Origin of the sequence: Polynucleobacter sp. JS-Safj-400b-B2 (assembly GCF_018881975.1) — a bacterium.
Taxonomy (GTDB): Bacteria; Pseudomonadota; Gammaproteobacteria; order Burkholderiales; family Burkholderiaceae; genus Polynucleobacter.
Genome location: NZ_JACVPJ010000008.1, coordinates 23,660 through 44,297, shown reverse-complemented (window position 1 = coordinate 44,297; position 20,638 = coordinate 23,660). Strand labels below are relative to the sequence as shown.

General features: G+C 45.3%; 15 protein-coding genes. 11 read left to right on the top strand and 4 right to left on the bottom strand.

The genetic code is table 11. The annotated features are described in order from the left end of the window. Positions 1-445: 445 nt before the first annotated feature. The 8 genes from ICN48_RS09505 to ICN48_RS09470 all read left to right on the top strand — a co-directional run bounded on the left by ICN48_RS09505 (position 446) and on the right by ICN48_RS09470 (position 9,517). Positions 446-1,387: a YdaU family protein gene (locus ICN48_RS09505; RefSeq protein WP_216153455.1), complete on the top strand. Its 942-nt coding sequence runs from the start codon at positions 446-448 to the stop codon at positions 1,385-1,387. Then, entirely contained in the window at positions 1,377-1,619 is a 243-nt protein-coding gene (locus ICN48_RS09500) for a hypothetical protein (RefSeq protein ID WP_173960805.1), read from the top strand. Before ICN48_RS09505 ends, ICN48_RS09500 begins: the two co-directional genes overlap by 11 nt. Continuing rightward, entirely contained in the window at positions 1,616-2,020 is a 405-nt protein-coding gene (locus ICN48_RS09495; protein ID WP_216153454.1) for a hypothetical protein, read from the top strand. Before ICN48_RS09500 ends, ICN48_RS09495 begins: the two co-directional genes overlap by 4 nt. 17 nt (positions 2,021-2,037) lie before the next feature. After that, entirely contained in the window at positions 2,038-3,372 is a 1,335-nt protein-coding gene (locus tag ICN48_RS09490; protein WP_216153453.1) for a terminase family protein, read from the top strand. A 382-nt stretch (positions 3,373-3,754) separates the two neighbouring features. After that, on the top strand, positions 3,755-5,800 hold the full coding sequence (locus ICN48_RS09485) for a hypothetical protein (RefSeq protein WP_255539525.1): 2,046 nt from the start codon (positions 3,755-3,757) through the stop codon (positions 5,798-5,800). A gap of 12 nt (positions 5,801-5,812) precedes the next feature. Next, positions 5,813-6,700, top strand: a complete 888-nt coding sequence (locus ICN48_RS09480; protein WP_216153452.1) for a GIY-YIG nuclease family protein — start codon at positions 5,813-5,815, stop codon at positions 6,698-6,700. 83 nt (positions 6,701-6,783) lie between these two features. Beyond that, positions 6,784-8,745, top strand: a complete 1,962-nt coding sequence (locus ICN48_RS09475; RefSeq protein WP_216153451.1) for a hypothetical protein — start codon at positions 6,784-6,786, stop codon at positions 8,743-8,745. Further along, entirely contained in the window at positions 8,726-9,517 is a 792-nt protein-coding gene (locus ICN48_RS09470; RefSeq protein WP_216153450.1) for a hypothetical protein, read from the top strand. Before ICN48_RS09475 ends, ICN48_RS09470 begins: the two co-directional genes overlap by 20 nt. 144 nt (positions 9,518-9,661) lie before the next feature. Here the strand turns inward: ICN48_RS09470 and ICN48_RS09465 are convergent, their stop codons facing one another. The 3 genes from ICN48_RS09465 to ICN48_RS09455 all read right to left on the bottom strand — a co-directional run bounded on the left by ICN48_RS09465 (position 9,662) and on the right by ICN48_RS09455 (position 15,597). After that, complete coding sequence (locus tag ICN48_RS09465) at positions 9,662-13,837, bottom strand: calcium-binding protein (protein WP_255539524.1); 4,176 nt, start codon at positions 13,835-13,837, stop codon at positions 9,662-9,664. Continuing rightward, entirely contained in the window at positions 13,838-14,389 is a 552-nt protein-coding gene (locus tag ICN48_RS09460) for a hypothetical protein (RefSeq protein ID WP_216153449.1), read from the bottom strand. A 350-nt stretch (positions 14,390-14,739) separates the two neighbouring features. Next, complete coding sequence (locus ICN48_RS09455) at positions 14,740-15,597, bottom strand: hypothetical protein (RefSeq protein WP_216153448.1); 858 nt, start codon at positions 15,595-15,597, stop codon at positions 14,740-14,742. A gap of 433 nt (positions 15,598-16,030) precedes the next feature. Between ICN48_RS09455 and istA the strand changes: the two genes are divergently transcribed. The 3 genes from istA (at position 16,031) to ICN48_RS09440 (ending at position 19,001) form a co-directional block, all read left to right on the top strand. Continuing rightward, entirely contained in the window at positions 16,031-17,548 is a 1,518-nt protein-coding gene (gene istA / locus ICN48_RS09450) for an IS21 family transposase (RefSeq protein ID WP_216153447.1), read from the top strand. Positions 17,549-17,580: 32 nt separating this feature from the next. Further along, positions 17,581-18,333, top strand: a complete 753-nt coding sequence (istB, locus tag ICN48_RS09445) for an IS21-like element helper ATPase IstB (RefSeq protein WP_216153446.1) — start codon at positions 17,581-17,583, stop codon at positions 18,331-18,333. 173 nt (positions 18,334-18,506) lie between these two features. Continuing rightward, on the top strand, positions 18,507-19,001 hold the full coding sequence (locus ICN48_RS09440) for a hypothetical protein (protein ID WP_216153445.1): 495 nt from the start codon (positions 18,507-18,509) through the stop codon (positions 18,999-19,001). Between the two features lie 119 nt (positions 19,002-19,120). Here the strand turns inward: ICN48_RS09440 and ICN48_RS09435 are convergent, their stop codons facing one another. After that, the gene (locus tag ICN48_RS09435; protein WP_216153444.1) at positions 19,121-20,620 is read right to left on the bottom strand and encodes a Fic family protein; all 1,500 of its coding nucleotides are present in this window, start codon (positions 20,618-20,620) and stop codon (positions 19,121-19,123) included. Positions 20,621-20,638: the final 18 nt, after the last annotated feature.

The following is a 20,638-nucleotide window of genomic DNA, read 5'->3' as shown; positions in this document are numbered from 1 at the left end:
GCGAATTGCCATCATTAAACTTAATCTCCATTTATGTTTTGTTAAGAATCGTTTTGTGTGCTACTGAAGTGCAATGTAGTCAATGAAATTTTGGTGGTCAATCAAATGTCAATACCCACTTTGAAGACGCATATTAATTTTTGACTACAAAAAAATATTTATTCATAGAAGTGACACAAGCCATATAAATAAATGGCTATAGCCTTGTCAGTAAATTCTGATAGCGCAAAGAGAGTGGTGGACACATATAGATCAACAAACACTTCAGATAAAGAAAATTATTCTCACGAATTTCTCAAACATGGATTACAGAGAAATGATGAATAAATAAATTAAAGAAAAATTCAGAAAAAACGCATTTGACGATACGCTTTCCGATTGTTAGATTCATCTCTTGAAAAAAATATTGCACGCAAGAAAAAGAACTACACGGAGACAGATTGAGATGAATTACTACGAGCACCACATCGGAGATTATGCAGAGGCGACTGCGCATCTTACATTCATAGAGGATGCAACTTATAGCCGCCTCATCAGAAAGTACTACGCCACAGAAAAGCCATTACCTATAGATGTTAAGTTGGTTCAAAGATTGATCAACGCGCGATCAAAAGAAGAAAAAAATGCAGTTGTCTCCGTCCTCAACGAATTTTTTACCCTCACCGATCAAGGCTGGAGACAAGAGCGCTGTGACCATGAAATAGCCCGCTTCAAAGATAAGCAACTCAAAGCCAGGCGGAGCGCAGAAGGTAGGTGGCAATCATTTCCTTCGGACGAATCTCAACCCGAAATCACCCCCAATAAAGGATGCGAACGCAATGCGACCGCAATGCGAACGCATTGCTCACCAGACACCAAACACCAGTCACCAGTAACCAATCTCCATACACCAGACAAACAAAACAATGGGGGTGAAAAGGAAAAAATTCCCCAAGGACCACCCACGCTTGCCGATGATGAAAAGATTTTTCAGGGGCGCATCGAAAAATATAAAAGCTTTGCAGCCATGATCAGCAAGGAGGGCAGAGCTACAGCCGTAGATGACTACCGCATACGGGACATCGTCAATCTCGGGGTAACGGATGCTGAGGTGGCAGAGGCTATCGCCACAGCAAAGGAAACGCGCATGAAAGTCTCAAACCTAACCCCGATCAATGCAGGCTATGTCTTGGCAATACTCAAAGGAGCGCGCAAGAAGGCAGAAGCCGCTAGCGCAGACGAAGATGCCTGGTGGAAAACCAATGAAGGCATAGACGCCAAAGGCAGGGAGCTAGGCATGAGGGCCGAGGGGGCAGAAAGTTACGAGACCTTCAAAACAAGGATCTTTGCAGAACTACACAAGCGAAAAGAGCGCGCAGAAACCACGGAGAAACCCAATGCAAACTAATCCAACCATTGCAGGCGTCATTGATCGTCTAGACATGGAAGACTTTCCTATTGGATCAAAAGTGAAGACCCCGAGTGGGCGCGTAGGTACCGTGGTCAAACATCGTGGAGCCCAAAGCCGTCATGACTTATTCCAACGAATCATTATTGAGTTTGATGAGCCCATTGGTGATTCAGTCGCATTGCAACCCCATCTTTTAAAGCTCATCAAAGTAACAACTGTCACCTCATGATTGAAAACAATCAAAAGAAATCAAAGGGTGGAAAAAGACAGGGGGCTGGTCGCAAGACTGGCAGCCTAACTAAGCGTACCCGCCAGATTGCTGAGGCTGTTGCTACCCACGGGATCACGCCTCTAGAAGTCATGATGAAGGTAATGCACCAGCTATACGAAGAAGCCAGCAATATTCAAGATGAAGAGCTTGGAGGCAAGGCTTTGGCAAATGAAGCTCGTATTAAGCTTCTAAACATGGCTGCCACCGTTGGAAGACATGCTGCACCTTACGTACATCCACGCTTATCAGCCATTGAGCACACTGGCAAAGACGGCGCACCCCTACAGAGTGGAGTTCTTGTCGTGCCAAGCGCTATGAGCATAGATGAGTGGGAGCAAGCTGCCCAAGCAAAACACTAGTGAATTAAACAAAACCAATGAAAACCATCTGGGCACCATTGCCTGGTAGTCAGACTTTGTTTCTGACATGCCCTGTTTATGAAGTATTGCTCGAAGGTACTAGAGGAGGGGGTAAGACTGATACCTTGCTCATGAGCTATGCCCAACATGTAGGAAGAGGCTTTGGGGATCACTGGCGCGGTACCTTATTCCGTCTAACCTATCCACAATTGGCTGATGTAGTGGCTAAGAGCAAGCGCTGGTTCTATCAAATCTTCCCAGGCGCCAAGTTTAATGAATCGGATTACGTCTGGAAGTGGCCAACTGGCGAGATGCTGTACTTTCGGTATGGGGCTAATGAGGACGACTACTGGAATTACCATGGCCATGAATATCCCTGGCTAGGATTTGAGGAGCTCACTAACTGGCGCAACCTCTCTTTTTACGAAGCCATGCATTCGACTTGCAGGTCTTCTCACCCCGGAATGCCGAGGATGGTAAGGGCTACTTGCAATCCTTTCGGAGTTGGGCATGCATCGGTAAAAGAGCGATTTCAGATTGGGACAATACCGGCGGGACAAATCATCAGACAGGAGGGCGCGTTACCCAGAGTCAGAATTCATTCGACGATTTATGAGAACACCATTCTTCTGAAAAACGACCCCAACTACCTCATGAGCCTTGAGTCGCTAAGCGATCCAAACAGGCGCAGAGCCTGGTTAGAGGGTGATTGGGATATCCACGTGGGAAGTTTCCTTGAAGGGGTATGGCAGGCCTCTAAACACGTTGTAGAGCCATTCGCAATTCCACCAGCATGGAAAGTATGGCGCTCAATGGATTGGGGTTATGCTAGGCCATACGCCGTGTATTGGTTCGCGCTATCGAATGATGGGATCTATTACCTGTGGAGAGAGCTCTATGGATATGGCGATAAAGAAAACACGGGCACAAGAGAAGATGCAACCGTAGTCGCAGACAAGATCAAGAAAATCGAAACACACGACCAACGCCTTGGTTATGAATACCGCATGAACCTAGCTGATCCATCCATCTTTTCGAAGATTGGAGCGGAGCGATCCATCGGACAAATCTTCAGGGATAAAGGCGTGAAATGGACGGAGGCCTATAACGCTCCCAGAAGCAGTGTGAATGGCGCTCAAGAAATCATCCGGCTTCTGGCTGAAAACAGACTCAAAGTCTTCTCAACATGTAAACATTGGTTAAGAACTATCCCTCAACTACCTCCAGATTCATTAAACCCTGAAGATGTAGATACCGATGCAGAAGATCATGCTTGGGATGCAACTAGGTATGGGGTAATGAGAGCCAGACGAATGCCTGAAAATGATTCACTCTATGCATCGAGGGGCTAACAGGATTTCCAAGGCTCAGAAAGGCTAAGGTGACGATATTTATATTGGTTCGATCGGGCGGGATTCGAACGCGCGACCAATGGATTAAAAAAAGTCACGGCAATTTAAAAGCCTATATAAATCAATGGTCTAGAGGATAAAAAAATGAGTGTGCGATTGAATGAATATTAATGGCCATTTACTTAGAGCATTAACTAAGGCCTAAGAATTGCTGGCGTAAGCGTCCTCCTATAGTTACGATGGAAGATAGAAAATTTAAGTGGGTATTTCATTGAAAAAAGTAACTGTAAAAATTGAGAACTGCTACGGAATAGGTAGTCTTAATCATGTCTTTAGATTTGACGACTCGAAGGTGTATTCAGTTTACGCACCCAACGGATTCATGAAGACATCCTTGGCTAAGTCTTTTATTGACCTTATAAATGGATCTGCTTCAGGCGATCAAATCAACAAAGATAGGGTGTCAGTAAGGGATATTAAGGATCAAGATGGAGCTGATTTAAGTGGTGAATCTGTCTTTGTCATTCAACCTTACGAGCAAAACTTTGTGTCTAGTAAGGCATCCCTTCTTCTGGTGAATGCAGAAATAAAAAAAGGTTACGACCAAGCGCTGGATAGTATTGAGTCTAAAAAGATTGAATTATTAAAGATTTTGAAGGAGGCATCCGGTTTAACGGGTCGAAATATAACATCAGAAGGTGAGTTAGTAAGATGCTTTGGTGCCCATTCACTTTTTGATTGTCTCGAATCTCTTGAGGAGCGGTTGGATGATGTAGCGAATGAGAGATTTGCGGCACTCAAGTATGCCAATCTCTTTAATGATAAAACAATGGGATTTTTAGATTCAGGCGCTATTAAAAGACAGCTAAACGAATACATTGAAAAATATAATGAATTAGTTGCAGAGTCTCCGATTCTTTCAAAAACTTTTAATTACTACCATGCAACTACTGTGCAAAAAAATCTACTGGAAAACGGATTTTTTAGCGCCAGCCATTCAATTAATCTTAATAATGCAGGCGTTAAGCAAGAGGTTAAGACTGCCGATGAATTAGCGGAAAAGATTGATGAAGAAAAAAAGAAAATCTTCTCAAATGATGATCTAAATAAGAAATTCAATGAAATAGATAAAAAACTCACAACAAAGGAATTGCGCGAATTTCGAGATTACCTATTGGAAAATAAGGATATTGTTTCGGAGTTGGCTGATTATTCCGAGTTTCAGAGAAAGATTTGGCTCGAGTACTTGCGCGAGCATAAAGTAATTGCTAAAGAATTTATTGACCAGTACAAGCAGGCAAAAGAAGTAATTCGAAAATCCATTGAGGCTGCCAAATCTGAGCGGACTTTGTGGGAGGCTGTGGTGGAGCAATTCAATAGTAGATTTACCGTCCCATTTGAATTGGCGGTTGTTAACCAAGAGGATGTAATTTTAAAAGGAACATCCCCACAAGTTGCCTTCAAATTTAAAGACAGTGAAGATGTAACTGAAATTGATCAAAGCTTACTTATACAGGTTCTTAGTCAAGGAGAGAAGCGAGCCTTATATATCCTTAATATTCTTTTCGAATTAAATGCGAGAAAAAATATAGGCCTAAAAACTTTAGTGGTAGCTGATGATATTGCAGATTCGTTTGATTACAAAAATAAATACGCGATCATTGAATATCTTCGCGAATTAAGTCGCCAAGGCGATTTCAATTGCATATTTCTTACGCATAACTTTGACTTTCATAGAACAATTAGCAGTAGGCTTGGAATACCTAGGCACAAAAAGCTATTTGCAGTTAAAAGCAATCGCAATCTTGCCTTACGCGAGGAGCTCTATCAGAAAGATCCATTTGCTTACTGGAAGGAGCACTTTGATAATGCCAAGTTTTTAATTGCAGCGATACCATTTGTAAGAAATTTAGCTGAGTATTGCAATAGGCCTTCAGAGTCTGATGATCTAACTGCGCTATTGCACATAAGACCTAAGTCGAAAAGAATAACCATAGAAAGACTTGAGTCAATTTATCAACTGGTATTAAATGATCCATCAATTTCTTTGCCACACCACGAAATTAAGGTGATTGATTTAATTTATGAAACTTGCGATGTTGTTTTATCAGACCCCAATGAGACTGCTGAGTTAGATGGCAAGATAATTTTATCTATGGGAATTAGATTGAAGGCTGAAGAGTTTATGATTTCGGCAATAAAGGATGACAAATTTGTAGATGAAATTACCGGAATGCAGACTTACGAACTTTTCAATGCTTATAAGGGTAAATTTCAAGATAGTCACAATACTCTAGAGCTCTTGGAAAAAGTAAACCTTATGACCCCTGAAAACATACATTTAAATTCATTTATGTATGAGCCTATATTAGATATGGGCGCCGATCATTTGAAGGGTTTATATAAAGCGGTGCTTAAATTACGGTAGAAATAATTTTTCATGAAGCCCGGCTACATCTACGTACTTACGCACCCATCCAATCAAAGTCTCTACAAAATAGGGGTGACGATTCGCGATCCTTTAGTTCGAATGGCCCAACACAATAGTGATCTCACCAAAGCTGCTGGACGCATTGTCAAAGAAACAGGACAAGAGTGGCAATTAAAAGATTTTCACCCTGTAGAAGATCCCTATTGGGCTGAGAAAGCATTCTGGAGTCAAATTCCTCAATCGGCTATTCCCTATAGAGGCGGCGTTGAGATAGAAATAATGTCTTGGGAAGAGGTTTGCGTTGGAATTGCAGCAGCTAAAGACGCCGGAATGCGGCCAGAATCTTCAACTGTTCCCACATTTCAGGCTGCCTATAACGTTTCGGTTAAAAAACGTTTAGTAGGGCGGGATATTACTCTTTTAGGTCATGTCAAAAGTATCGTCAGTGGCAGAAATGATTTCCAATGCAGCAATGGCCATCAGTGGCGTACGCGACCTAAGTTGGTGATGGAGGGTGAGGGCTGTCCCGAGTGCGGTATGGGCACAAGAACTCCAGAAGAGATGATGGAGATAGCAAACGCCGGAGTCGTTTGCCTATTAACCCATCCTGATAAGCCTGGTTATGTCAGGATAGGCATTCAGCGTGGGGCCTTAAATCAAATATCAAAACACTATCCCTGGGGTGAGTGGGAGATTCATCGGTATAGAAACGTTGAGGAATTGGCTTTAGCCGAATCCCTTATTTGGGAATTATTGGGCAAGTCATTACCCCATAATCGCGAGCCAATAAAAATCGAGTTGGCTGATGCCGAAGAGGCTATGCGCTCATTGATTTACGTTTTAGCTGAGGAGATTGCTTTCGAGGATGGCAGGGTTAATTTGCTTCCAATGAATTAAGGGTCTCCACCCGATGCCACACCATTTAAGAATTTATTCAAAAAATATCCTCGAGACGCTTGACTGCATTTTATAAATGAGGAGTGCCCCAAGACCCCAAAGCTCTTCAACAAAAATGGACCGCCCGCATCACTCATGCGCGCGCTCACTGGTCAACATTCCATAAGCGCGTAAGACACAATCGCAACACTGTAGCTGGCTTCAACTGGAATGCAGACCCCACTGGCAAAGACTTCTATAGCCTGAGAGCTAACCTTATACATGGCACGATTTCTGCAGTTCTACCTAACGTCTATGCACGCAACCCAGAGATCTCAACAGCACCAACCCACTCGGGCGCGGATATCAAGCTCTTCTGTAAAACACTAGAGAAGGTCACCAATAGAGCGCTTGAGCACGCTCAGCTTAAGAATAGAGCCAAGTCGACAGTAAGGGCAGCACTGACCTGCAGCTTCGGAATTCTCAAGGTGATGTATCAGCGAGACCCCAGTAAGGATGCATATATCCAAGGTCGCATCAATGATGCCCAAGAAAACCTACTGGCTATAGAAGACTTGGCCCGAGACCTCCAGGAGGATGACCAACGCCATCATCATGATGCCAAGCGAGCAGAGTTAGAGGAGCTCATCAAATCTCTTCATGAGCAAACTGAAGTCCAATCCGCTGAAGGATTGGTAATCGATAGAGTCCTTACAGAAAATCTCCTAATTGATCCTTCGATCTGTGAGTTCTGGGACTACACCGATGCCGACTGGATCTGCCAAATCATCCCGATGAAGCGAGGCCAAGCAGAAGCGCTCTACAACAAGAACTTAGCCAATGCCAAGATCTACCAACCAGGCCAAGGTGAGCCATCTCACAAGAAAGTCAAACGCCTAGCCTCAATGCAAATGAATGCTGGTTCGGGCCTTGTGACTGATGATCAGCAAATAGCAGTGCTAGAAATCTGGGACAGGGCTACCCAGCGTGTTTACACCATGGTGGAGGGCGCAACGGAATGGCTGCGTGAACCTTATTCACCACCAAGAGCTGGAGAGCGTTGGTACCCATTCTTCCTATTGCCATACCAAGTAGTAGATGGTCAATTCATTGGCCCAAGCCTAGTGGATCTGACAGAACGCTTACAGGACGAGCACAACGAAGCGAGGGATCGGTTCAATCAACATCGAGACCTTTGCATACCGGGATGGGTAGCCTCTGCCGATATCAATGAAAAGACCATTAAGAAACACTCAGACTCCCGCTTTGGTGAGATCACGATTGTCGATACCGAAGGCAAGCCCCTTAATCAAGTCATTATTCCTAGGGGTCACCCCAAGATTGATCCCATCGTCTATGACACCAGTGCAGTACGTTATGACTGGGAGCAAGTCACTGGCTTGCAAGATGCTGCACGCTCCACCGTCGTAAGACCCAAGACGGCTACCGAAGCCAACATTTTGCAAAGAGCCCTATCAGGGCGCGTATTTGAATTCAAAGACCAGATAGAGGATTGGTTACAAGAGATAGCTCAATACAGCGCTCAGGTACTTTTGCAAGAACTCACTAAAGAGCAGGTAGAACGATTCATGGGCGCACCCACCACCAAAACCACCATGGTCGATGACAAGCTCATCACCACTAAAGAGAAAACTTACGACTGGCCAGAGCTCACTAAAGATCGAATCTTTGACATGGTCGATCTGCGCATCAGAGCGGGTACCACTGGCGCACCCGATGGCATAGAGGAAAAGGAGGGTTGGCTAAAGATCTTGCCAATGATTACCAATCTATCAATACAGATGCAAAACCTACAAGTCAGAGGAATGGATTACGAGCATATCCGTAATCTCCTACAAGAGACTCTCTTGCGATATGACGATCGTATCGATTCAAATCTATTTATACCGAATGTAGAAAAGCAAGCGGAGGGATTGTCACGCGATGATGACCCAAACTTAGGAATGAATTGGTTTTCTGAACGAAGGCAAAAGACAAACGCTGAAATGAATTACGGCAGCAACTTATTAAAAGAGGAGACAGGCAATGACGCAAGTAGCAAATGAAGTGGAAGGTTTTAAGTCGGAGGTGCTAACTAAGGGTGGCTCAATTCAAAGAGCGCAGGATAGAGAGGCTAAGAAGGAGCGCGAGCGGCTTGAAAAAGAAGCCTACGAGAAGCACGCCGCCGAGAGCGCCGCAAGGCGCAATAAGGCAAGGGAAGAGCGTGCGCTTGAACTGATTGCGCAAGCGAAAGCCAGGCAAGCGGCAGCTCAATTGGATAAGGAGCGTAGCGCTCAGGCACAACAAACCCAAAAGGCGGAACGTAAGAGCCAGAGTCGGAGCCAAGCAACCAACTTACTAGATGATTTAAGTAAGAACCCCAATGCATCCCTTGCCAAGTTATCTGAGGATATTGATGAGGGCGAAGTATTAGAAGAGGAGTCAGAAGCTTTAGAGCCCGAGTCTATATTTACACCCGTTAAAGGCGAAGTGCATGTGCCAGCCTTTATGCCTGCCACAGAGGTTACGGCGCCACCACAAGCCCATGACCTTGGTGAAATATTGCCTGCACCAGTCGCCATTACCGTCGATACACTACCGAAAACTGAAATTCAAGCTGAAACAGCTGAAGATTTAATTAAGCGGGCTTTGAACCCCGGATCCTCGGATTCGAGTCCCGATGCCGATCCTAGTGCATATTACCGCCAAAAAGACCACCCGTTACCGTTCAAAAAGGCCACCCGTTACCGTTCAAAGTGGGCCAGCAATGCTGGGCAGGCCATGACTCTTGATTGTCTATTTGCCTCACACCCATTCCACTGGAAAAAAGCCCAGTGATTCCAGTGGGGTTCAATCAGTAAAACGGCGTTAACTTACTTTGATGCAATCGACTCCAATTCACACTTTAAAAAAATGGACTCCAATTTAGAGTCCATTACTAGCGCTTGCATAGCAAAGCTTTTCTACCGCTTCAATACTTCATCAATGCCAGTTAGCCGCAATCACCGGGGCCAAGTTCGCCTGATATGCAGTTGATAGCGTGGTGGTTCCCATTGCTGGTGGCATGTATCCCGCCATGGCCTGCACCAAGGTATTTACTTGTGCATTGGCCAAGGTATTGCCATTGGATAGCTTGATTTGTTCAATTTGATTCTGGCTTCCTGCAAACCAATCCTTGATGATGTCTTTGTCGTTAGTCCCAATAATGGACATCACTAGATCATTACCCGATTGGGAGAACCATAATTGCTCTTTGGCTACGCCAGCGCCAACACTTATCGTATCTAGATTGCCTGCTGTGGAGTCAGCGTCAATAATGGTATCTGTGCCAGAACCTGCGCCAAAGACATAGGTGTCGTTGCCAAGGCCACCGATTAAGGCATCGTTACCAGCAAGGCCGTTCAAAATATTGTTACTACGGTTGCCAGTAATCACATTATCTAAGCCGTTGCCTGTTGCATTAATACTTTCTTCCCAAAGCTTAATTGGATCAATCGTATAGAGCGTATAAGCTAAGCCTACCGTAGCAGCGCTCTTTAAATCAGCACTAGATACATAGCGCGACATATCGCTCACTAAACCACGACCTGAATCAGCAATATAAAAACCATTTAGCGCACCTGAGCCAGCATCATAGACAGCGCCGGTAATAGTGATGACATGATCGACCACTCCAAAATCATAATTGGCATTGGTATTGCCACCCCAAAGCTTGCCTGCATTAACGGCAAGCAATACGCCTCGACCACTCTTAATGAGGTTAGCAACCGCTTGCTCGTTATACCCAGAAATCATGTCATTGCGAATACCATAGCTATTGAGCAAAGCCTGTTGGCTCACGTAATTTGAGCAGCCCCTATCAGCATCGGTCTTGGTGGCATCCGTTACGCACCAATTATTACTAATGGCTGTTTGCACAACTTGAGCTTCTGTTGTGGCAATCCCGGATTCGGTGGCAAGGTTAGCGATCGAGGTGAGCGCGCAAGTGCCTTTATAGCCAGCAACGGCATTGCCCTGCATATAGTCAAGCTCATTGGACTTGGGGTAACCATAGACCAACACATTTATCCCATTGACAATCCCGCGCTCAAAATTGGAAAAATCTAAGAGCGTGAGATTTTCAACGTTATTGCCCAGGGTGTAACTAATCTTGCTTTGCACGGTATCAACGCCTTCGCCCGCCAACTCCACTACCGTATCGCCACGGTTGTCCACGACATAAGTATCATTACCTAGGCCGCCAATGAGGGTATCTGCCCCAGTAACGCCATCTAAAATATTGTCAAAGCTATTGCCGATGATCCGGTTATCTAGACTATTGCCCGTGCCGTTGATATTAAAACCTTCAACAAGCCGCAACTCTTCAATATTGGCATTGAGCATGTAGTTAGAGCTACTCACTACCGTATCGTAGCCTTCGTTTTGCTGCTCTAAGATGACATCATTCACACTATTTACAATATAGGTGTCATCACCCAAGCCGCCTTGCATATTGTCGGCTCCTGCGCCGCCATCAATGTAGTCATTACCAATGCCGCCCACGATGGTATCGCTGCCATCGCCCCCATAAAGAAAGTTGCTGTCCGCAGTGCCACTTGCCAATGCCGTCTCATTGGTAGCTGCCCCACCGAAAATCAGATCATCGCCCGCTCCGCCATAGATGGTGTCATTGCCTGCCCCGCCAAAGAGGCGATCATTGCCATCTTCACCATAAAGAGAGTCATTGCCGATACCGCCTTGCAACTCATCCGCTCCAATACCACCCCAAAGAACATCGTCTCCTAGGCCGCCCAAGATGAGGTCGTCGCCAGCACCGCCATACATAATATCGTTATCAGACTCTCCAGCCAACAGGCTTTGCTTGACATCATTACTTGGCGTAAATCCCATCAAGGTGTCATTACCATCACCACCCCACAGTATGTCGTTGCCTACGCCGCCCCATAAAGTGTCGTTGCCCGCATCGCCTGATAATTGATCATCGCCTTCATTGCCATTAAGAAGATCATTTTCAGAGCCGCCAAAAAGCTGATCATTACCTAGTCCACCATTGAGATTATCTGCACCAGTGCCGCCGTCCAAATAGTCATCTCCAAGACCGCCGTAGAGTTGATCATTACCATTGCCACCATAAAGATAATCATTATCTGTTTGGCCAGTAGAGAGCGTTTGCTGCGCTTCATTGACCCCAGTAAAGCCCATTAATAAATCATCGCCATCACCGCCAACCAAGATGTCATTACCTACTTGGCCAAAAAGGGTGTCATTACCAATGCCCCCATCAAGGTAGTCATTGCCATCATTGCCTTGCAACTGATCATTACCTTCTTCACCATAGAGCTTATCGTCCCCAGCATATCCAAAGAGGGTATCGTTGCCTGTGCCACCCCACAGATTGTCGTTTCGTGATGAGCCACCCATCACATCATCGCCTGCACCAGCTTCAAAGTTGGTGAGCAGACCGTTATTAAAGTAGGCTGAATACGCAGCGTAGTAATTAGCATCAAAACTGTCGTTACCATCTGTGCCAATCAGATATGTGCGATTAGAGTTATTAATCTTGACTTGATTTGTCCCAAAGGCAATGTATTGAGAAGAGTTGATCCAATAGGTGTTATCGGTATCGCGCATTGTGCGGTAGTTGCTATTGGGAACGCTTTGCACCAGATTGGTTTGGGCTGGGGTGGAACCTTGAGTATTTGCCCAAACACTATTGCCCTTGGTATAAAAGCCATAGTCAGCGCTAGCTATTTGGTTAATGCCTGCACTAGCCAAAGTTTTGAGCTCCCCGGTATCGAGGACGCCATTTTCATTAGCGTCAGCCCAGATTTGTAGGCTAGATAATTCGGCGCCAGAGAGTTTGCCATCTTGATTGGTATCTAAGGCCTGTAGCGCAGAACTCGTGATGCCTTTATTGTTGCTGCCAATGATGACTCCGGTTCTATTGGCAATTGATGTTGAGTTATCGACTTTGGTACTAGCTTCATAAAAAGCTTTTTTACCGTCATAGCTTGTTCCGCTAGCTGGAGTCCACGCAGCAGCAGAGACCGTGACCGTTCCTGAAAATAGCTGGGAGGTAGACCAACTCGCATAAGTTTGATAACTGGCTTGATCCACTTGCCCTGATTGATAGAGTGAACGCATCAAGGCGTCTTCATTTTGTAAGCTGCCAATAGCCGTAGTATCACGCGTAATCTGAGTGCCATTAGCAAGGGTGGTAATGACACTGACACTATCGATAAAGCCATCGTAGTTAACATCATTTTTGGCTAGCTGCACACTCTTGGCAAGCGAGCTGATGGTGGTGGAGCTATCGATAGTGCCGTTGCCATCTTTATCGGTTTTGATGGTCTTATTGCCGCTGGCATCGGTTGTAGTGGTAATGGTGGAATCAATCTTGCCATCAGCGTTGCTGTCTACTTTTTGGATGAGGGTTTTGCCGTCAAGCGAGGTTGTTTCGGTAGTGACATTACAGGCCCCATTTGGATTGTTGGGATTGTAATTAATGGTGGTTGTGGTTGTAGCGCCACCATTGTAGATAATCGACTTATTGCTAAGCAATGTCGTGCGCGTACTATCGGTGTATGTGAGCGCAATTTCCGAAAGTTTTGCGCCACTTTTATCCAGCATAACTGTGCTTACCACCTTGCCATCAGCGCTGGTGCCAAAGACTGAAGATAGATTTCCGGCGATTGCTCCGAGAGTTAGATCTTTAAGTTGAGAATTTGCATTAAGAACGCTAGCAGTAACGCCGGAAATGGCTCCAAGCCCTCCCAACGCTACCCCCAAGAGCGCTGGCGCAGGTATGCCAGTTGATGTTGTGACAGCCAAAGCGGCCGCAGCCAATGCATTAGCCTCTCCACTGATCATGCTAAAAAGATCAACCGCCCTGATATTGCTAATACCACCTTGCTGATATTGAGCTAGCATGCTCCGCCATTGCTGTTGTGCGGCGCTATAACCAACAGCACCGCTTAAAGCAGTCGACCATGCGGGATTATTCGTTGCTAGCGAACCCGCATCTGCTACAAGAGCGGCAAAGTCATTTATGACCGAGGCCCAGTTATTCTGATTTGGATTCTCAAGCGATGTTTTTACATCCGAGAGGAGGCTGTTAATATCTGCTGAGACATTTGTAATGCTAACGACTGTTGCCATTTATTGCTCCTCGTTGAAGATTTTAATAATTAAAACGACCACCAAAACCAGTGGAAATAAAATACATAAAAGAAGATTGTTAAGCCGAGATGTAGAAACCCACTCTTGCCTTAATTGCTCATCTGTTCTTTGAAAATAAGTCTGATCTTTGGTGCTAATTTTGGTGACGTAAGCAAAGTGCCCAATCCATACCCGCTCAACAATTACAGAAATGCCGTTTAATTGCTTAAAATTGCAATATTCACTGAAGTCACTGAATTTAGCAGCCGGCGGAGGCCCTGTATAACTTGGCACTGCGCATGAAATTTTTACTCCACCAACGGTGCTTACGGGGTAATTTTCCACACCTCCGCAACAATTAAATACCCCAGTCAATACGGGGGCATGCTCAAATTGATACCCAATTTTTTGAGTGATACTATGCACATAAAGCTGTGTGCCAGCGTAAATCGTTAATGAAAGAATGCCTCCAAAAATGACCGAGGCAATAATTTTCTTGCCTCGGGTCAAGGAATCCCACCTTCGGGAAACATCATGAACATAGCTATTCATTGAATTTCGCCAACAGCTAATGCGGGGGCAATCTCGAGCGACAGATTCAAAGAACCAGCGTCAGCCATCCTTGCACCCGTCCACCAATAAATAAGCCCACCCACTAAGTTACCAAATATTTTTCTCAACCTCAAACCACCCCAATTAAATTAATACCCACACACCGATCCAAAAGCATCTTCGCCATTCTGCAAGCATTAAAACCTCACCCTACATCGCCGCCCAGATCAAACAATGCACATTATTACCTACCCCCCCCCAATGGATTCATCAGTAAAAACCCTATTTTTGACAGTTTTCATCAAACTATTTTACAAATAGTTAACTTTAGTCATTGTGCAATCCATTTTTTATATTAGAAATGATGGCCACCCCGCAATGGGCGCACTACTTTCCGCTGGATTATCTTCAGAAGACTGCTGCGTGATCTCAATAAATTGATCCATCCATGAGCCTTCAATCACAACCCCATTTTTGCGCAAGTCTTCAGCCCGGTTTTCTCGAAAAATGGTGATATCCATGCGCAAGCTATTTGAGATAAATGCCCAATGCTTAAATCTCATATCTACCAGCTCAAAAAGCTCGCAATAATGAGGCTCTAGCATGGGGATAAGGGGGATTGTTTTCTGGAATGATGGGTAGCAGGCGAGCGCGTCTTTGCGCAATTCCGACGAGGAAATAGCTTCTGCATAGCGCACCAGCAAGAGGATGGCCGCTAAGCCATCTAAGTTCCCCAACCGCATCAGCCAATCTGCTACATGAGGCCCAAATGCACAGAGCACCTTTTGCCCCGGAAGATTGGGTAGCTCTTTATACAGAACTTCAGTTACAAGGCGGTCCAATCGCTTTATTTGGACTTCGCACTCATATCGATCCATGGGGCCCTCATCTAGAACTCGCCAGATGGGATGCTCATGCCAGCGGGCAGTCCCAGGGAACATTGCCTGAGCTAACTCAACTGAGCTTGGCTTGTCCTTGATCTTTCCAGGGCCTTGAGTGCCATTGACATAGTTATCCCATTTTCTGGGGCGATTGATATGACCCTTTTCACGCTTGATTTTATGGGGCTCAATAGCTTTTTCTAGGGCGTACCCCGTTTTTAGCCCTGATTGCAGCTTAACCCCTGTAATCCAAACGTCATCACGCAACTTTTCTAGCCGGGTGCGAGGTGGCCGACCTATTTCTGACTTGATTTTCATGGTGGCCATTGGATGCCAATGTGTAGTGTATGAAAAAGAATTGATTGTATTCGGGTGGACTGGTCTATTACCCATAGGCACACTCGTTTTGCTGACGGGGCCATGCGGCCCAGCCAGCAATCAATGCTCAATCAACATCAAGGAGAAATGAATGGGTCCATGAAACTGTAATGGCCAAAAGACAAAGCCCTTAGAGAGCGAACTCTAATGGCTTTAAGTAGCGAATAAATGCCACTTTGAAGACCTCATTTTCTCGCTACTTCATCACCTCTGTCAATCCATCATTTTTGGTTTGTCATAGGTATGACCCCTTTTGGCTTGGTTTTTACACAAATTCCATTAACTGGCGCGCCAATCTTGGCTCGCTCTCATTGGAGGGGGTGGGGTTGGCCTTGGCTTTTAGCCATCACCAATCCCCAATTAAATGAATAGGAGAATTTGCATGAGAAAAATTAGACAGGTATTAAGACTGCACTACGAACACCACAGCAGCGGGCGAGAGATTGCCAAATCCCTTGGCATTTCTAGAAACGCTGCTAGTGAATATTTAATTCGCTTTTGCGCTTGCGGGCTCACTTGGCCACTACAACCGCAACTAAACGATCTAGATCTTGAGCGGCATTTATACCCAAGTGATATGGCTGGGCAATTTACTAGAAAGGCATTGCCAGATTGGGCGCAAATTCATGCGGCGATGAAGCAAAAAGGCGCTACCTTGCAAATCTTGCATGAGGAGTATCTGACTCAGAACCAAGGCGGCCTATCGTACAGTCGTTTTTGCACCCACTACCGTATTTACAAAAAGAGTCTGAAGCGGTTTATGCGCCAGATCTATACCCCTGGCGAAAAGGTCTTTGTCGATTATGCGGGACCTACTTTTCCAATTTATGAGCTTGGCAGTGTAGATCCAAAATATGCCCAGATATTTGTAGGCGTACTCGGAGCCTCTAGCTATATCTATGCACAAGCTAACTGGTCTCAAAAATTAGAGGATTGGATTGATGCGCATGTGCGCATGTTTGCGCACTTTGGTGGAGTGCCATCGCTCATTGTTTGTGACAACCTTAAATCAGCTGTAACCAAGGTGAGCAGAACCGAGCCTATTATCAATGCAACCTATCAGGCTCTGGCAGAGCATTATGGGACATTGGTAATTCCGGCTAGAGCGTACAAACCAAAAGATAAGGCCAAGGCTGAAAATGGGGTTTTGATTGTTGAGCGCTGGATATTGTTTCGCCTGCGCCAACGTATTTTTACTAGTCTTGCAGATCTCAATGCGGCCATACAAGAACTTTTGTCTGAGATAAACGGCAAGCCATTTCAAAAAACAGCAGGGTCAAGGCGCTCTTTATTTGAATCCTTAGATTACCCCGCCTTAAAACCATTGCCTGACCAGAAATACGAGTTTGCACAATTTTCCAAAGCACGCGTGGGCATGGATTATTGCATCACGGTTAACGGTTGTTCTTATAGCGTGCCGTGGCAATTGGCTGGAAAAGAGGTCGAGCTTCGAATTAGCATAGGCACGATTGAGGTCCTGCACAAGGGGGAGCGAGTAGCTAGTCACGCAAAATCACATGGGCAAACCATAGTGATCAAGCCTGAGCACATGGAAGAGGCGCATCGTCGCTTTGGATCATGGAACGCCACTAGCGCAATAACCTGGGCACAGACTATAGGCGGGTCAGTCGCGCAATTACTACAAAGGTTGCTGGAAAAAACCCGTGGTCACGAGCAGGGCTATCGCCTAAACATCGTATTTAAAAAATTGGCAGAGGAATATGGTGATCAGAGAATGGAATTGGCCTGCGCAAGAGCGCTGGAGATTGATGCCTATGCCATATCGAGCTTGCGCTCAATTCTGCGCCTTGGCTTAGATGGTCAGCCCAACGCAAACAATCAAATCCAAGAGTCCCAGTTAGAGCATCCCAATGTTCGCGGCTCCACCTACTACCACTAGACACTCCACACCACTACGAAAGAATATACAAAATGATGATTGAAGAAACTAAACGTAAATTACACAGCCTGCGACTGCTGGGCATGGCCCAGAATTTTGAGGGTCAACTTTGTAGCGCGGCCACAAAAGACTTGGCCTTTGAGGATAGAGTTGGATTGATGGTCGATGAGGAAATGACTTTTAGAGACAATAAGCGCCTAAAGCGTTTGCTGCACGCGGCTAAGTTACGAGAAAACGCCTGTATTGAAGATATTAAATATCTGCCTGGTCGAGGCTTGAATAAGGCCCACATTGCTTCATTGGCCAAAGTTGAATGGGTTAGGCAAGGGGTTAATCTCATCATTACTGGCCCAACCGGGGGCGGGAAAACTTGGATGGCTTGCGCTTTTGGCAATCAGACTTGTCGCTATGGACTAACAGTCCTATTTTGCAGACTTCCTTTGCTGCTAGAGGATTTAGCTATTGCCCATGGTGATGGCACCTATCGGAAAAGACTGGCTCAGTTAGCTAAAGTCGATTTACTTATTTTGGATGACCTAGGCATTTCCCCATTGAACCCCACGGGACGGGGTGATCTATTGGAGGTGCTAGAGCAACGCTGTGCATTACGTTCAACCATCATTACCAGCCAATTTCCGGTGAGCGAGTGGCATGGATATCTTAGCGGGGGAAATCCAACGGTTGCAGATGCTATCTTGGATAGGTTGGTTAGTGGATCAGAGCGCATTGAAATTGGGGGTGAATCCATGAGGCTTCAGCGTAAGAATAATAAAGCCAGCAGTTAGTTTTAAATCAAAAAGTGAACCAGTGCCCAGCACTGCTGGTTCATTTTGAGTGGCAATGAGTGGCCTTTTTGAACGGTAACGGGTGGTCTTTTTGGCGGTAATATGCACCTAGTCTTAATCCGGAAATCTCTAGCGGCATCAAATCAAAGCGAGGGTGTGAACGTATTCAGAAAATGATTAATGAAAAACGTGATCTAGAAAAGCAGGTGGTTGATTTGCAATCTATGGTGGCCACACTTCAGGACGCGGTTCGCAAATACGAAATAGAGGGTAAGCTTGTAGGCAATGTGATGACCCTCGCCGATAGCCAGAGAAAACCTTCCGAATTGGTCTCAGAAGCAAAGCTGCAGATGCTCAAGTTTTTGAATACTCGTTCAGATGAAATTGATCACACCGATAAGGCGATCTGCTTTAACAAATACATGTCAGACCCGTTCTACATGCAAGTCTTTGTGCAGAGCAATCAGCCAGAGCAGTGGCAGACCATGATTGAGTCTATCTATGAGGCAATAGGAAGGCCGGAGCCAAGCTTTGCAAGTGTTAAACCTATGGCAATCCATAGCCCTCAACCGATTCGGGCGCGAACTTCAGCATTAGGAGCGCCGTTAGCTAGTGCAGGCAATCCCATGGATCGAATTGCCCAGCACCTGGGCAATATGGGGATATAGATAGCTGTGAATTACATGCCACTTAAAACTAGTGGCATGTAGACATAAATGTCTTTAGACACCCAAATCGCCTCATTTTGTCTACAAAACTGCCGATATAGTCATTTTTCGTCAACAACTTAGCTTATATCGTGAGGATCAAGCAATTGATGCTGTGAGGGGTTGTCTGTAAATGCGTTACAAGCCTTCATTTTTTCCCAAAGATTTGGGAAGTTCGAATAATCAAATCCAGCGGTCCAACGCCAGGCGCGAGTCATGGATCGGATAAAAGGACTGGGATCATTATTTTGAGACAGCGCTTTTAATGGCAGCAAATAATCCTCACGATAAGCTGTGGGAATAATAATGCGAGAGGCGGAATGTTGAGTTAAGTAAGCATTCATCGTTAGGCGCGCAGTTCGGCCATTACCATCCATAAATGGGTGCACTTCAGTAACAACAAACATCGCCATCAATGCACGCGCAAATGGATCTTCCAGTAAAGCGACGCGCTTGAATCCTTCGCGCAAAGTACCTTTTACAAGCTCTGGGTGAACAAAAATGGTATTTCCTGCTTGGTTGCTTTGCTCTTTCCATTCGCCTGGATTTTTATCTGGGCGACTAGAGAGTATTTGGAGATTACATTGCAAAAGCCACGCTAAGAAATCATCTTCATCTTTTGGGGGCTTAGAGCGAAAGGGCTGCTCCATGATTGCTTTAAAGGTGCCCAATACATCATGCGAATCTTCATTTCGTTTTGGAATCATCTTCCCATCGAAAATAATCTCGGAAGCCTCTTCGACGGTGAATGTAGTTCCTTCAATGTAGTTCGAAAAGTACGATTCAAAGAATGCGAAATTAAAGGCGCTTTTACCCGTTTTTGCCTGATCTTCAATGATGGGAAAAGGTTTTCTTAATGCAGAAAACAAAGTTTCGAAGATCTCAATGCGATCAGGATCATAAGGCTTACCAGCTGCGCGCGCTAATGCATCAGCTGCTCTTAAAGAGCGAGCCTTACCAGTTTGCATTAAGGCCGAAACAATCGTGTTCAGTGTTTTAAATTGAACCTCTAGACCTAATTCAGGGGCAATCGCTTTAGCGTCATCACGCAGTGCATTGAGCTTATGTTCACCACGAATGGTGCATAGCTTGCTTAAATAAGACTCAACCCAAGGGCGACCCATAGTGCGAAGATCTGAGCCTTTTCGGCTATAGAGGTTCTCCAGTAACCGCCTAGCCTCCGAGGATATAAAGAGTTTTCCATACGGGGTATCGTTTAGCGAATCTTTGTGCGATTGAACTGCAGCAGGACCTGGCAAGATATTGAGAGTCAACCCTGGAAATGCTATTTGACGTGCTCTATTGCCAGACACCAAAAATATATTCCCACTATCATCCGGTTTGCAAAGGTGAGCAGAGCGGTAAGCTACTACGGAGCCTGGATAAAGATATTCGGTAATTTGCCGCCAATTTGGCCGAATGATTTGCTCGAGTGGGCTGTTGAGGTCGCTGGTGTAAATGCCGCGATAAATTTGACGCAAACGACCAGACCTAGCCAAGCGGGAAATTCTCTGGGCATTGGTTTTGTCTTCTCTCGAACTAAAAAGCAAGAGGGGCAGCTGGTCAACAGAAGTGTTCATAGGGCCTCAATTTATCCA

Bases quoted from the DNA above. Each gene is read 5' to 3' on its own strand.
- ICN48_RS09505 (WP_216153455.1), top strand. From the start codon at position 446: ATGAATTACTACGAGCACCACATCGGAGATTATGCAGAGGCGACTGCG.
- ICN48_RS09500 (WP_173960805.1), top strand. From the start codon at position 1,377: ATGCAAACTAATCCAACCATTGCAGGCGTCATTGATCGTCTAGACATG.
- ICN48_RS09495 (WP_216153454.1), top strand. From the start codon at position 1,616: ATGATTGAAAACAATCAAAAGAAATCAAAGGGTGGAAAAAGACAGGGG.
- ICN48_RS09490 (WP_216153453.1), top strand. From the start codon at position 2,038: ATGAAAACCATCTGGGCACCATTGCCTGGTAGTCAGACTTTGTTTCTG.
- ICN48_RS09485 (WP_255539525.1), top strand. From the start codon at position 3,755: ATGAAGACATCCTTGGCTAAGTCTTTTATTGACCTTATAAATGGATCT.
- ICN48_RS09480 (WP_216153452.1), top strand. From the start codon at position 5,813: ATGAAGCCCGGCTACATCTACGTACTTACGCACCCATCCAATCAAAGT.
- ICN48_RS09470 (WP_216153450.1), top strand. From the start codon at position 8,726: ATGACGCAAGTAGCAAATGAAGTGGAAGGTTTTAAGTCGGAGGTGCTA.
- ICN48_RS09465 (WP_255539524.1), bottom strand. From the start codon at position 13,837: ATGGCAACAGTCGTTAGCATTACAAATGTCTCAGCAGATATTAACAGC.
- ICN48_RS09460 (WP_216153449.1), bottom strand. From the start codon at position 14,389: ATGAATAGCTATGTTCATGATGTTTCCCGAAGGTGGGATTCCTTGACC.
- ICN48_RS09455 (WP_216153448.1), bottom strand. From the start codon at position 15,597: ATGGCCACCATGAAAATCAAGTCAGAAATAGGTCGGCCACCTCGCACC.
- istA (WP_216153447.1), top strand. From the start codon at position 16,031: ATGAGAAAAATTAGACAGGTATTAAGACTGCACTACGAACACCACAGC.
- istB (WP_216153446.1), top strand. From the start codon at position 17,581: ATGATGATTGAAGAAACTAAACGTAAATTACACAGCCTGCGACTGCTG.
- ICN48_RS09440 (WP_216153445.1), top strand. From the start codon at position 18,507: ATGATTAATGAAAAACGTGATCTAGAAAAGCAGGTGGTTGATTTGCAA.
- ICN48_RS09435 (WP_216153444.1), bottom strand. From the start codon at position 20,620: ATGAACACTTCTGTTGACCAGCTGCCCCTCTTGCTTTTTAGTTCGAGA.